Source organism: Spiroplasma endosymbiont of Lasioglossum villosulum (assembly GCF_964020195.1).
Taxonomy (GTDB): Bacteria; Bacillota_I; Bacilli_A; order Mycoplasmatales; family VBWQ01; genus Spiroplasma_E; species Spiroplasma_E ixodetis_A.
Genome location: NZ_OZ026539.1, coordinates 284,171 through 297,643 on the forward strand (window position 1 = coordinate 284,171; position 13,473 = coordinate 297,643).

Sequence of the window (13,473 nt, forward strand, 5' to 3'; positions counted from 1 at the left end):
TTCACCACCTTTCTTAAAATATTTGATTAATTTTTAATATGATTTTTACAATGATAAATATAATTAAACCTGCTGTTGCTGATGATAAAATTATTCCTATTAAACCTAAAATAATTTTTATAATTTTAAAAAACATAATATTATTCCTGTAATTCTTCTAATTTTTTAAAAATATAATCTCTACCCATACCCCACATTATTCTATTGTTATAAATATTAATTTCAGTTTGTTGGTTATTGTTATTATTTGCTATTCATAAACTACTTTTTACAACGCTTGTATCTAATTGATAATAAAAATTATAGTTGACAAATAATTAATTTTTATTATTTTCTTTAGTTGTATAATCACCATAACTTATATATATTCTATAATGTGTTTTATCTTTAAATATATATTTTATATAATTTTGATTATTATTAGCTAAATTGTAAAGGTAAGTGCAACTAAATTATTTTTCTATCCAAATATTCGATTGGTGAAAGATAATTTAGTATTTTTCTTGGTCTTTGGTTTAAAGACAATATAAATTTATGAACTTCATTTTTATTAGTTTTTGAAAAAATAAATTTTTTAGGAAATTTTTCTCTAATTAAACCATTAGTATTTTCATTAGTACCTCTTTGTCAAGGTGAATATGGATTGGCAAAATAAATTTTTATATCTAAATTTTTTTCAAGTTGTTGTCAATTTGAAAATTCTTTGCCACGATCAAAAGTAATAGTTTTAACAATGTTTTTAGGAAGAATTGATAAATAATAACTAACATTTTTATTAATAACTTTAGTAGTTCTGTTTTTAACTAATATTGCTAAAGTAAATCGTGATACTCTTTCAACTAAAGTTATTAAACATGATTTGCTTTTACCTCGTGATGATACTATAGTATCTCCTTCTCAATGACCAAGTGTTATACGATCATTAACATTTATATCTCGTTCTTTAATTGATTTACCATTAAACTTGCCACGATTTTCTTTAGATTTTCGTTTTTTACCTTTTCTTCTTAAATTTTTACTAGTAACTTTATCAAGCATTCCAAAATAAATTCAAGTATAAATTGTTTTAAAACTAATAACTCACTCTTTATGAAAATTTTTAATTCTGCCATAAATTTGTTCAGGTGATCAACCTAATAGTAATTTTTGTTGTACATATTTTACTAAATTCTTATTTTTAAACTTATGAAAACTAATATGTGATTGTTTTCGATTTTCAGCTTTATTTTGTGCAATTAATGAAAAATAATGATTATTATCTTTATTTCTATTAATTTCTCGAATAATAGTACTAATACTTCGATTAAGATTTTTAGCTATTTCACTAATTTTAAATTTAAATTTCAATTGATTCTCAATATAAATCCTTTCATCTATGCCAAGATGTTTATAACTCATATAAAAACTCCTTACTTTTTTCTAAACTAAATTTAGCATTATGAAATTTTTATATGAGAATTTTTTGCAATTTTATTTACTTGCACTTACAAGTATAACTCAGCATTATTTTTATCTGTTATAACTTCTCCTACTTCTTTTCAATTTGAACCACTTGGAGGAATTGGAATTGGTTGTGGCTGTTTTTTGATAATTTCATTAATAGCATCAACAATAGTTTTATGTTCAGTTTCTAAATTAGGAATTTCTTGACTTAGAGCATTTATTTTAAATGCAATCGGAAATTGTGCTTTTGTATCTTCTAATTTTTTATCTACTTCTTCTTTTTTATAATAATCAGATAAATCTACTTTACCACCAGTAGCACTAATTTTATTATTTTCATCAATCTTAATATTTTCACCAGCAATTAATTTATCTTGTTTTTTATCAATATTTAGTTTATTTTCATTAATTGCTGGAACAATTTGTTTAACAACTGTTTGTAAATTCTCATCATCAATATTTTGCTTTTTATCCAACAATTCATTAGTTTCTTGTTTTGTATAATAATCATGTCCAGAAGTTTCTTCTGCTATAAATTCAGTTGGTGTACCTTTTCCAATATATTGATATATTTTAGAAATAAATCCTGAGTAATATGTTCCAGGTGTAGCACTTGCACGAATTTTATAATTAATGCAAGTTAAATATAATCTAATATTATTAATTTCATCTGAATAAAAAGTATCTAATAGAGTATATGATTTTATTGCAGATTGTTTATCTAATTTAAATATAGATTTTCTAGTATATTTATATTTATAAATATCACTTTCATAAATATAACCTCATATTACTAATATTTCTTTATTTAAATTATCAGTTGAAAGTTCATTTGATATTTCTTTTCATAATGGACTAGTTTCAATATTAAATCAGTTATTTTTAATATCATCAATATTTTGTTTATTAATCTCAATTTTATTTTCTAATAATTTGATATTATTATCAACTTTAGTTTCTAATAATTTAATAGTATTTTCATTTGTAGTAATTCGTTTTTGTTGTTTAGCAGAAAAATCACAAGTTGGTGCATGTGTATAATCACCAATTTGTGGATTATTTTGTAATGCTTCTTGTGGTAATGTTCCAATTTCATCTGGTCAATCTAAAATCATTGTTTCAGTTTCTTTATCATAATCTGTTGCAATATAACCTTTATTAACAAATTTACTAACAGGACCTCTGTATATTTCATTTTCATTATCATCAACTAAATCATCATATAATTTAATTTGTTTTGATAATGTAAATTCTTTTTGTTGTTCAATTAATTCATCAACTTGATTTCTAGTATAAAATGCTTTTAAGTCAATTTTTTCAATATCTATTTCATCATCATTATAACTTGAAAATATTTGTTTTAATTTTGTTAATCTTGCTCATATTTTCATTCTACTAGGTGCTAAATCTCAAACATTAATCGTAGGAATACTACTTGCACTAAATTGACTACCATTATTAAATTGAATAGTAGCATCAACATTAAATTCAATTGGTGTACGATTAAATACTCAATGTTCAACCATTACATAAACCATATCTCTTAATGTTTCTTTAATTAATTCATCTTTAAAACTATCAAAAGGAAATTTAGATAAAATAAAATCAAGATAAGCATTAATATCATTTTGAGCACGAATAGCAAAAGTTTTAAATCAATCATTAACATTAGGTCATGTCTGTATATATTGCTGTGGGGTTTCTGTAATTTTTCCAGTTAATGGATATCAGTTATTATAATTTTCAAGACTGACATCAGTTCAAAGTTTATTAATCATAATTTATCATTCCTTAAAAAATGCTTTTTTATAATGCTTAGTTTTTGTTTTAGTTTTTCTATGTGATATATGGATAATTTCTTTTTGTAACTTTTTCTTACCTTTTTTTATAACTTGACTATATGCAAATTTTTCTAAATGATGTAATAGTCCAGTGCCAAATAAAGTATTAACTGAAAATTTTAAACCAACACTTTTAAATGATTTATTAATATTTTCAATAGGATTATTAATAACATTTACTACTTTATGATAAGTTCTTATTATTCTAAATATTTCTCTATATACTTTAAAACTATCTCTAATTACTTGTTGTACCACTGGTGGAGCAAATGCTATTGCTTTTAATCATTTATTACGATTAATACCATAACCAATGTATCAACCACTATATCAACGATATCAATGAAATGGATGTATTTGAGTAACAAAAGTTTTTGCTTTAAGAATACTATCAACAACTGTAATTGGTTTATATTTAGGATTGCGATGATAAATAGTAATTGCACATTTATCTAATGATAAAGGTTGAATTTTACAACCCATAAATACTTGTGAATTTAATGGAATTAATTGTGCATGTTTAATTGCTCTTTTTTCTGCACTAGTAAATAAATCAGTTGCTTTTTGTTTTAATTTATTAATCTTTTCAAATGCTTGTTTTTCTAACTTTTCAAATTTTTCTTGTAATTTATATATACTTTCTCGTATTTTTTCAAAATATTGTGTATTTTTTCAAAATTTATTTAAACCTTTTTTAAATAAAATCTAATATCCAAATATTTAAAAATTTTATTTGCATTTAAAACAATCTTATGTATTGAACTTTTTTTAAAATTAAATTTAATAGCATTAGCACGAATTTTTTGTAAATCTAAAATTAAAGTTTTTCCATATCTATTTTCTGTATGTATTGTATGAACTAAATTTAATCAATCATGTTGATTCATAGATAGTACTTTTTTTAAATCAGTATTAAATTTTTTTAAAAAGTTATTTGCTTTTTCAATATCTTTAATTTTAAATTTAGGAGTTAATTGTGGACTTAATTTTATTAATGTATTTTGTAATAATAAGTGTTCTTTTAACTTTTGTGTTTCTAGTTTTTGAAAATTATTCTTATATTGTCTTTCAGCAACATAACCTAAATCTCGTAATACTGTTTCACGATTAGGAGTAAAACTATAATTCATTAAATAACGTTTATTACCAATAATTTTATCTGTTAAAATTTCTTTTCCACTTACTTGACTAATAATTTCTTGTAAATTTTTTGCTTCTTTAACGCCAATTTGTTCTAATGTTTTAGTTTTTTGTGTTAGTTTAATAAATTTAGTAGTACGATAACCACGACTAATTTTATTAAGTCCAGCAAATGCAGTTAGTATATTAAAGAAAGTATTTCATTTTGTTACATTTCCTTTTAAATAATCATAAACTTGATTAATAGTAAAATCAGTTGTAGCATAAATACCAAAATTAATGGCACTTGCAATAAAATCACTTACACCTAATCCAAGGGCTACGCTTTCACTTAATCCACCAGTAAAAGGAGCAAGTGCTACTGCTATTACTTGTACACCAATCATTTCTAAAATTTCTCATCAAAAACTTTTATTTTCTTGTTGTTTACTTATTCTAGTATGTTTGGGTTTATTTATGTTTAAAAGTATTGCTGTATTAGTTGTACCTATTGGCATGGTATTAATTTCCTTTATTTAAGAGTTATTTTAATTTGATTTGTTGTTCCTTTATAATTTAAGTCATTAACATTTGCAGTAATAGTTATATATAAGTCACCGGCTTTTTCTTTTTGATTACTTACATTAGTTTTTCCTTGTGCATCACTAAAATATTTAATAGTTGGATTTGTTAAATTTGGATTTAATGATTTAAGTTCATTAGTACTTTTTATTTGTGTATTTAATTCACTATTATTGTTATTAACATTTGCAGTAATATCAATTGTTAAACTTGTAATTTTAGTTTTTAAATCAGTTTTTTCTGTTTTAATAACTCCACATAACATTCATCTTGATGTTGTTTCATTATTAGAAATATATGGTATTGCTTCTCCAACAACTTCACCAGCAACTTTATATGCTCTTCCTGCTTTATCATCTTTAATAAAATCTACATAAATAACTGTATTTTCTATCATGTATCTTTTCATTGCTCTTGGTGTTGCTAAAATAAAGGTCATTAATTGTTGTTCATTTTTATCATTAGTAAAAACCATATAGTCATCAAGAACGATTTCACATAATACACCTTTTACATATAAATTATTTCCATTTAAACGTAATTGTTGTGCCAACTGATTATCAGTAATTAAACCTTTATTATCTGCTAAATAAACTAAACTATCATAAAGACCATTAGTAATAAAAAATTTACTATTTGCAATATTTCTAAATTGAAATAAAGTATTTCAAGCATCTAACATTGATTTTAAATATCCTAATGGTGTTTTATCAGTAATGTCTATTTTAGTTGCATATTTTGCAATTACATTTGTATCATTATTTGCTAAATAATCTGCTAAGTCATTAGCAACTTCATATTGCATACTATCTAATAAATTTTGACCATTATTTGCTTTTAAATCTACATCTGTAATAATTTCTCCTGCAAGATATTTTTTAGTTATTTTTTTACTAATTTTATCTGTATCAACATATGGTAATTCATATCTTTTACTTTTATCATCTCAAGCAATAATTTTAACTTCTGGTTTTTTTGGTTTTTTAACAATAAACTCAATATTTACTGAGTCAACAATTTCAGTAGGGAAAAAGTTTGCCCATGGACTATTTGAAATTTTAAAAAACTCTATAAATTCTGGTGCTTCTACTAATCTCTCTGTATTGTCTAAATTTTGATTAAATGGTACTGACATTTTATTTCTTCCTTTCATTTATAAATAATTTTTCTTTTTATAATTAATTAAAAAATTTTCTTTATCATTTGGTTTATTATTAATAATTATTTGTTTATTGCCACCTGTATTAATTGTTTCTTTAAATACTGGTTGTTCTTTAATCATTTTTTTAATAGTTTCTTCAATTTTTGAATTTTCTAAATTATTAGTTTTAAATTTTAAATAATCATAAAATTCAGTTTTAACTTGATATTTTTTAAATATATTAATCATTTCTTTTTCTTTAATTTCTTGATTAAGTTTATTTAACTTATTTTCTGCTTCATTAACTTTATTTTCTATTTCTTGTTGAGCATTATTTTCAGTTAAAGGTTCAGTTGTTTGTTGAATATTATCTTCATTTTCTAACATTTAACATTCTCCTAATCTTATCCCAGTAATCAATCTTTAACTAATTGTGGCATTTCACTTATTAGTTTTTTATAATCATTAACAGCATTTTCTAATGTATTGATATCAGAAAATTTAAAACAATTATCAATATGTAAATCAAAATCTCTATCAATACTGATATCTTGTTTTCTATATTTTTCATTAAATTCAATTTTTGTCATATTATTTTTCTCCTTTATTAATTTTTTCATTTAATTTTGCTAATTTTTTTTGATGTTTTATAATTTTGTTATTTGCTCTAACATGTTTTGGAGTTGTGATAAATCTTTTTAATAAAACAATAATTTCTCTGCAAATTAATGTTCCAACACTTGTTCCAATAATTATTAATTCATGTAAAAATTCTTTCATTTCAATATTTTCCTTTCAACTATTTATTTTTAATTTTTAATTATTCATCAAATTGACCACCATTAATTCTTTCAATCATTGACTGTGAATTACTTATAATTTTTACTAATACAGATATTTCTTTATTTAATTGTTCCAATCTTTCTTTATATGTCTGAATTTCATTATTATAATATTCAATAATTTTTTCTTTATTCATTGCTTTTCACCTCCCTTATAAACTCATGTAATTGTAATCTCAATTTAATGAAGCATTATCATTATTTAATGGTACTTCGCTCATATTATCACTACCATAATATTGACTTGCAGTTTCACTATTAATAGTAAATCTATTGTCATTAATTAATCTTGCAGTTTCATCATTAAATGATGTTTTTTGCATTTCTTCATTATGATTTGTAGTTTCCATAGGTATTAAATTATGGATAATTTCACTTGCACCAGCAATTATGGTAGGTACTGCATAAGCATTATTAAAATCATTATTAATACCCATAGCAATACCACTTGATATTAAACATCCACCAGTAGCCATATTATAAATCTTTCTTATTGTTTCAAATTTATTAGGTACTAACTCCGTTAATCCATTAATAAGATTTGATATACCATAAGCATTTAATGAAATATAAGTATCTCAATCCATTAATGACTGATTTTCTTGCTTATTTAATAATAATCATGGAGGACCCTCAGTTGTAGTTGTAGTAGTTATTGGAGTTGGTGTTCTTGGAATAATAGGATTAATATTATTTTCAGTTCATTTACTATAATTTGCTAAACCAATTATTCCTAAACCTAATAGTATTTTTTTACTACTATTAATTAATTTAGTTTTTGTATTTGGTCTTTGATTTAAATTTCAAATATCTAAACCTAATTTTTTACCAAATAATAAACTATTAATTGAACCTAATAATGGATTATCTATTACTTGACCATAATAAGCACTTGTACCAATCATTGCACAAATTGGACTTATTCCAGTTCTAATTAATTTAGTTAAAGTATAATTTGATTGATTTTCTATACTTGGCATTTTCTATTCTCCTTTAATTTCTAATTTTTTAACTGTTACTTTAATTCAACCTTGATAAAAATCATTATCACCAACTATTAATGCAACATTACTTTCTGGGTCAGAAACAATTATGTGTTTGGATTTAACATTTGGGTATTGTCTTAAAATAATTGCTCTAATATCATTACTTGTATGAATTTCTTTTGGAAATGGTGATAATATTTCAATTTCATCTTTATTTTCAAACAAAGTAGGTAATATTATCATTAGTCAAATTCACCTCTTTCAAGTCTTATAATTCAGTTTTCTAACTCATAAAGTTTGGATGAATATTCTATTAATGAATTATTTAATAAATCTATTCTTTCTTTCATAGAAATAATTAATTTTTCTTTATTCATAATCAAATTCACCAATTTCAATATTTTTGTTTTTTATTTTAATTAAAAAATCTTTTAAACATATTTTTTCTCATATATAAAATTCTATTTGTTTAAAATATTTAACATTAGATATTTCATTTGTAAGTCATGTTATTCGTTCTTCTAAATCTTTAATTAATTTTTCTTTATTAATACAATTTTTATGTCTTGATTTATTAATTTCATCAACTTTAATTCTATGTTCTTTACAATATGCTCTTCCATATTCATCAAATTGCTCATCTGTCATATTTTCACATTGTCTTTGTCTTTGTTCATTTTTAATTTCATCATAATATGGTTCATGAATAAATTTTTCAAATGTTATTGTTTCAGTTCATGTACATCTATTCATTATTTATTCTCCTTATTTGATTATTTTTTTTCTAAATTTTTTGCAATTGAATTTAATAATTTTAAAACTTTATATTCATTTTTTAATTCTTTAATAATAAATATTAAAAATATTATTAGTGTTATACTTGTTATTAATATTGGTACTATTAATAAAATTTTTCATAATATCATTTTTTACTCTTTTCATTTTTTAAATCATTTAACATTAATTGAACAAAATGCACGATTTTTAGGAATATTTAAAGTATTAAAAATTTGACCAGTTACTAAAATTTCATCATTTTTGTTTAATAAAATACAGCGTCTATAAAATTTTGGGTTGTTAAAAATTAAAGTAACATAGTTTAAACCATTTCATTGACCACGAACACTATAATATAATTCTTTATTACCTTTTTCGTAATATTTTGCTTCAATAGTGTTACTCAGTTTTACTTTTAATTTGACATAATTTTCTTTATCTTTCATTTTTAGAATTCCTTAAATAGTATTGAATATGTTTATATGCATCTTGTTCATGTTTTGTTAATTTTATATTTCCTTTATAATTTTCTATTTTTGTTTTATTTTTTGGTTCACTTTCTAAATAATCTCAATTCATAACATCTTCTACTAATACCATTAATGCACCAATAATTTTAGGTGTTGCTAATGGATTAGTTAATAATTGTTTTGAACTTAAAAAGAAATTTTCTACAATAATTAATATTTTTTGATTAATAAATTGTTTTTGAATTAATTGAAAATATTCTTTATACATATTTTTACTTTCTAAAACTGTTTTAGTTTTAAATGTTTCATTAAAAATAATATTATTAGTTTCATTTGAATATATAACAATTCCATTATTACCAATACCAGCGGGGTCAATCCCAATAATTAATTCATATTGCATATTAATCAAATTCTCTGCATTGTAGTTTATTAATTAAAATTTTAATAATATCAATTGAACCTTTTAATTTATTTAAATAATATATGTCTTTTTCTTTATTATATTGTTCTATATCACTATCTAAAATTAAATTTAATCAACTAATTAATTTTTCTTTATCCATATTTATACCTCCTACTTAACCTAATATTTAAAATACAGTCATAACAAATTGCTTTACCATTTTTATCTCTTAAAAAATATTTTCTTGTTTTTATATCATTAGTATTAAAGAATAAATAATCTAATTTATTTTGTTTACATGTTCAACAAAAATACTTTTTCATTATGAGTTGAAATTTCCTTATAAGAAGTAACTATATAATTAATTGGTAAATCATCATGTTTATATGGATTATTTATTTTAAAACCTTTTCTGTTTTCTTCTCACGTAATGTTATATTTAAAACAAGGATTAGTAATTTTAGTTTTGTTATCTGTTATTTCACCGATAAATCAACTATTATGCTGTTCATAAAATTTTAATGGTTCAAGTTTTATATCATTAAGATAATATTGTTTTGGAGCAGTTGGTTTATTAACAGTTATTTTTTGGTCTTTAATATATGGTTCTAATAATTTTATTAATTCATTACCACTTAATTCTCTTTTAATATTTTCTAAATTAAAAACTCAATATGTATATTTATCATCAGCAATAAAACTATTATTTTTAACCATTCATTTTGGACATTGTAATTTATATTCACCATAATCAATAAGAATAGATTGTGGTCTATCTTTAACAATTTGTTCTTTTTTAAATTATATTTGCATAATAATCCTTTCCTAATATGTTCTGTTGCTTCTAGCATAAAGAACATATATTTTGATTTTTAGATTATTAATAATACTACTATTCGTTTTATTCATTCCATGAAAACTGGGCTCAAAAATAAATTATGAAATTTTAAAAAACATTGAGGCATTCGATTCAATATTTATTTAATTTGTGTTGAACAAATTAATATTTTAATTGAACCGGCACCGCTTAATTTTTTTTACAAGTTTTAAATTTATTTTCTCGCCCAAAAAAATTTTTCAAAAAAAATAAAAAATAAAACCAACACTTGCTCACTGGGGAGTGGCAAGGTTGGTTAAATAAAGAATAGAATTAATACAATAGGTCCCTACAACAGGTCTATATATACTAGTTTCCAATTCGCTCCCACCCCAAGAATTACCATTAATGGTTAGTATATTTTATTAGGTATCACTCCACTTTTTATTTATCCATGCAAGTCCACATACTAGCTACTATTTTTAACAACTGTGTTGTAGTTCACTTTTTTAGTTCCCTAACACGTGTTGATAATAGCGTTAAAGACGGTTATTAATTATTAACTTCTCCTACTTGGTCACTGCGTGTAGTAGATATTTAAAGGATGTTAATAATAAAAATTTTAAAATTTTACAATTACAAAAAAAGACAAGATTATTTCTTGTCTTTTTCCTTGTTAATAATTTTTATTTTATCTTTTAAATGTATATTTTTTAAAATACGTCGAATATAAATTTAAATTTAAGGGTAAAAGAGAATTTAATTTGTCTATCATCATTTTTAAATGGTAATATTGGAAATAAGTTACTAATATGATAATTAATTATTTCGTAAATTTGACAACCGCCCTTTTTTTATGAAAAATACTATATTTTATATTGGTATATATTCTATTTCATTATTAATATTGTCAATATTAATATTTTCAATTGTAGTTTGTGATTCTTCAACAGTTAATTCAATTGGTATAGTTAAAGTTTGAATACGTTCTAATAAGCGTTTAACTTTAATTTCTTCTGATTTACTATTTTTTAAATAATAATGTTGATATAGTTCACTAATGCTATAGTTAGAATTAATAAATGTAGTTTTTAATGGTAAAATTCGTGCATTAAGAATACTAAATAATAATTCATCACGCTCTCAAGCGCTAACGGTTTCACCGCCTAAATCATCAATAAATAATAAGTCACATGATTTTAATTGTTCAATTTGCTGATTAGTATCAGTATCATTTTTAAAACTTTTTTTAATGTCCATAACAAATTCAGGTCATACAATAAAACAAACAGTTTGATTTTTTTGAATTAATTTATTTGCAAATAAGATAAAAATAAAAGTTTTGCCACTACCTGTGTCACCATATAAGTATAAACCTTGATAACTTTTGTGTTTTAAAGATTGATGTAAATACTGGATGATTTCTTTTCTTGCATTAGTTGAGACATTAAAATTTTTACTTCATGAAAGTGATAAAAGTTTATCATCATAGTATTTAATTAAAAAATTATTATGTACTTGTTGTTGGACAGATCTATTAATAGAATGAAGACAATCGGTTAGTACTAAACTTATTTTTTGATTAGGTAACATTACTAGTTTATAACGATATCCTTTAACATTTTGTAGACATTTGCTAAGATTTTCTCGTTTTTTACATAAATTGTAGCTATCAATATAAGTTTTTAATAATTCAACATATGGTTCTAGTTTGCTGTTAGTTAAGTTGTTTTTTTTAATAAAGTCATGAAGTTCAGCATTGTTAATGTTTTCTTTTAAGATAGTTGTCGCTTTAAGTTTCATGATAATCATTTCCTTACTTAATAATAGTGTCTTTTAATAATTAAATTAATGGGCATCAAATTCCTTTAAAATATTCTTTATTTCTTCTTGAGTTAATGTTATATCTTTTTTATTAATATTATCAACCTTATATTTTTTAATTAATTTTTTATTGAAATTATTTGTTGTTGATTGTTCTGTAGTAGATCATAATGATTCTTGTTGAAATTGTTGCTGTGGATTTTTTTTGCTACGAGCATAAGCAAGTTTTAAATGAGATAAAGCATCATCAATAGTATTAATTTGATTTTCTTGAAAGGTTTCAGCAATTTTAATAATATAGTTTGGTTCTAAACGTTTATTATTTTTAAATCAAACATATTCAATTAAGCAGTTAATTACAGCATTATTTAATTGAAAGTTATTAGTTAATATTTCTAATGTTGTTTTTAATTTATCAGTTGGTATTTTACCAGTTAAATTTTTTAAATATTCTTCAGGTAATTTTTGTTGCATTAAATTTAATGTGGTATTAATAACATTAGAATTATCTCTAGATATAATTGTATTACCATTAGAATTTAAATTGACTTTCATAGTGTTAATTTGATTTTTATTTTGAAATGAATAAATTGGTCTAGAGATTGATGTTTGTTCTTGTTTAGCATAAATATTATTAAGTGCTGTTTTTAATTTTAAAGATTGAGGGATAGTATTTTCCTGTTGAGTAATATTAACATAATTTTCTGTAATTTCAATATCATTTTTCAAAAAATAAAATTTTTGTCTTTCATAATTTAAAGTTCCTAATTGTTTAAGTAGTTCTGAGTTTAAATGGGTATTAGCAAAAAAATCATCAGCAGATAAGGGAGAACACAATTGATAAATGTAAGTAGATTTTAAAGAATAGTAGTAAGTATTAATAAGGTTAACAGATTCAAGTTGTTGGAAAGCAACAAGTAATTGAGTGGAAGTTATTTTTAATAAAGATTTAATTCGTCCGTGATTGAAATCAAGATTAATACGTTTTGTTAATAACTTTTCTTGAACTAAAGTTAAATATAAATTTATTGCTTCAATACCAATTATTGGTTGATATAACATAAATAAAATTTGGTAATCTTCGTTACTAATATATTCTGATTGGTTCAACTTAAAAATATCAATATCATTTATTGTTCTGTTCATATTCATTTCCTAACTTTCTTTTTACTATCCATTTCTTTCATGGTATGATAATTATATGCACATAAAGAATATAAATAAA

Annotated in this window: 22 protein-coding genes; all 22 read right to left on the minus strand. The window is 22.3% G+C overall.

The window, feature by feature from the left end:
- Positions 1 to 13: 13 nt before the first annotated feature.
- Entirely contained in the window at positions 14 to 136 is a 123-nt protein-coding gene (locus tag AACK81_RS01655) for a hypothetical protein (RefSeq protein ID WP_338961973.1), read from the minus strand.
- Between the two features lie 311 nt (positions 137 to 447).
- Entirely contained in the window at positions 448 to 1,398 is a 951-nt protein-coding gene (locus AACK81_RS01660; protein ID WP_338960236.1) for an IS30 family transposase, read from the minus strand.
- An 86-nt stretch (positions 1,399 to 1,484) separates the two neighbouring features.
- Positions 1,485 to 3,221 carry a hypothetical protein gene (locus AACK81_RS01665; RefSeq protein WP_338961975.1) on the minus strand — a complete coding sequence of 579 codons (1,737 nt, stop codon included), beginning with the start codon at positions 3,219 to 3,221 and terminating at the stop codon, positions 1,485 to 1,487.
- A gap of 3 nt (positions 3,222 to 3,224) precedes the next feature.
- Entirely contained in the window at positions 3,225 to 3,767 is a 543-nt protein-coding gene (locus AACK81_RS01670) for a hypothetical protein (protein WP_338961978.1), read from the minus strand.
- A gap of 200 nt (positions 3,768 to 3,967) precedes the next feature.
- Positions 3,968 to 4,921: a hypothetical protein gene (locus AACK81_RS01675; protein WP_338961979.1), complete on the minus strand. Its 954-nt coding sequence runs from the start codon at positions 4,919 to 4,921 to the stop codon at positions 3,968 to 3,970.
- A 14-nt stretch (positions 4,922 to 4,935) separates the two neighbouring features.
- On the minus strand, positions 4,936 to 6,120 hold the full coding sequence (locus AACK81_RS01680; protein WP_338961981.1) for a hypothetical protein: 1,185 nt from the start codon (positions 6,118 to 6,120) through the stop codon (positions 4,936 to 4,938).
- An 18-nt stretch (positions 6,121 to 6,138) separates the two neighbouring features.
- The gene (locus AACK81_RS01685; protein WP_338961982.1) at positions 6,139 to 6,513 is read right to left on the minus strand and encodes a hypothetical protein; all 375 of its coding nucleotides are present in this window, start codon (positions 6,511 to 6,513) and stop codon (positions 6,139 to 6,141) included.
- A 17-nt stretch (positions 6,514 to 6,530) separates the two neighbouring features.
- Positions 6,531 to 6,716, minus strand: a complete 186-nt coding sequence (locus tag AACK81_RS01690) for a hypothetical protein (protein ID WP_174480219.1) — start codon at positions 6,714 to 6,716, stop codon at positions 6,531 to 6,533.
- Position 6,717: 1 nt separating this feature from the next.
- Positions 6,718 to 6,906, minus strand: coding sequence for a hypothetical protein (locus AACK81_RS01695; protein ID WP_174481134.1), 189 nt, complete (start codon positions 6,904 to 6,906; stop codon positions 6,718 to 6,720).
- 40 nt (positions 6,907 to 6,946) lie between these two features.
- A complete protein-coding gene (locus AACK81_RS01700; protein WP_338959443.1) occupies positions 6,947 to 7,105 on the minus strand; it encodes a hypothetical protein in 159 nt (52 codons plus the stop codon).
- 15 nt (positions 7,106 to 7,120) lie between these two features.
- A complete protein-coding gene (locus AACK81_RS01705) occupies positions 7,121 to 7,948 on the minus strand; it encodes a hypothetical protein (protein ID WP_338961983.1) in 828 nt (275 codons plus the stop codon).
- 3 nt (positions 7,949 to 7,951) lie between these two features.
- Positions 7,952 to 8,197, minus strand: a complete 246-nt coding sequence (locus tag AACK81_RS01710; protein ID WP_338960331.1) for a hypothetical protein — start codon at positions 8,195 to 8,197, stop codon at positions 7,952 to 7,954.
- Complete coding sequence (locus AACK81_RS01715; RefSeq protein ID WP_338956809.1) at positions 8,197 to 8,331, minus strand: hypothetical protein; 135 nt, start codon at positions 8,329 to 8,331, stop codon at positions 8,197 to 8,199. The genes AACK81_RS01710 and AACK81_RS01715 overlap by 1 nt, the downstream gene beginning before the upstream one ends.
- On the minus strand, positions 8,324 to 8,707 hold the full coding sequence (locus AACK81_RS01720; protein WP_338961986.1) for a hypothetical protein: 384 nt from the start codon (positions 8,705 to 8,707) through the stop codon (positions 8,324 to 8,326). The genes AACK81_RS01715 and AACK81_RS01720 overlap by 8 nt, the downstream gene beginning before the upstream one ends.
- Positions 8,708 to 8,727: 20 nt before the next feature.
- Positions 8,728 to 8,880 (minus strand): hypothetical protein, encoded by a 153-nt coding sequence (locus tag AACK81_RS01725; protein WP_338957299.1) that lies wholly within the window; start codon positions 8,878 to 8,880, stop codon positions 8,728 to 8,730.
- Positions 8,881 to 8,883: 3 nt separating this feature from the next.
- Complete coding sequence (locus tag AACK81_RS01730) at positions 8,884 to 9,177, minus strand: hypothetical protein (protein WP_338961988.1); 294 nt, start codon at positions 9,175 to 9,177, stop codon at positions 8,884 to 8,886.
- Positions 9,167 to 9,604: a hypothetical protein gene (locus AACK81_RS01735; RefSeq protein WP_338961991.1), complete on the minus strand. Its 438-nt coding sequence runs from the start codon at positions 9,602 to 9,604 to the stop codon at positions 9,167 to 9,169. The genes AACK81_RS01730 and AACK81_RS01735 overlap by 11 nt, the downstream gene beginning before the upstream one ends.
- A 1-nt stretch (position 9,605) precedes the next feature.
- Positions 9,606 to 9,767 carry a hypothetical protein gene (locus AACK81_RS01740; protein WP_338961994.1) on the minus strand — a complete coding sequence of 54 codons (162 nt, stop codon included), beginning with the start codon at positions 9,765 to 9,767 and terminating at the stop codon, positions 9,606 to 9,608.
- Positions 9,760 to 9,930 carry a hypothetical protein gene (locus AACK81_RS01745; protein WP_338960340.1) on the minus strand — a complete coding sequence of 57 codons (171 nt, stop codon included), beginning with the start codon at positions 9,928 to 9,930 and terminating at the stop codon, positions 9,760 to 9,762. Before AACK81_RS01745 ends, AACK81_RS01740 begins: the two co-directional genes overlap by 8 nt.
- Positions 9,902 to 10,324, minus strand: a complete 423-nt coding sequence (locus AACK81_RS01750) for a hypothetical protein (protein WP_338961997.1) — start codon at positions 10,322 to 10,324, stop codon at positions 9,902 to 9,904. Before AACK81_RS01750 ends, AACK81_RS01745 begins: the two co-directional genes overlap by 29 nt.
- A 973-nt stretch (positions 10,325 to 11,297) precedes the next feature.
- Positions 11,298 to 12,227, minus strand: a complete 930-nt coding sequence (locus AACK81_RS01755; RefSeq protein ID WP_338961999.1) for an ATP-binding protein — start codon at positions 12,225 to 12,227, stop codon at positions 11,298 to 11,300.
- A gap of 45 nt (positions 12,228 to 12,272) precedes the next feature.
- Positions 12,273 to 13,394 carry a DnaD domain protein gene (locus AACK81_RS01760; protein ID WP_338962002.1) on the minus strand — a complete coding sequence of 374 codons (1,122 nt, stop codon included), beginning with the start codon at positions 13,392 to 13,394 and terminating at the stop codon, positions 12,273 to 12,275.
- Between the last annotated feature and the right edge of the window lie 79 nt (positions 13,395 to 13,473).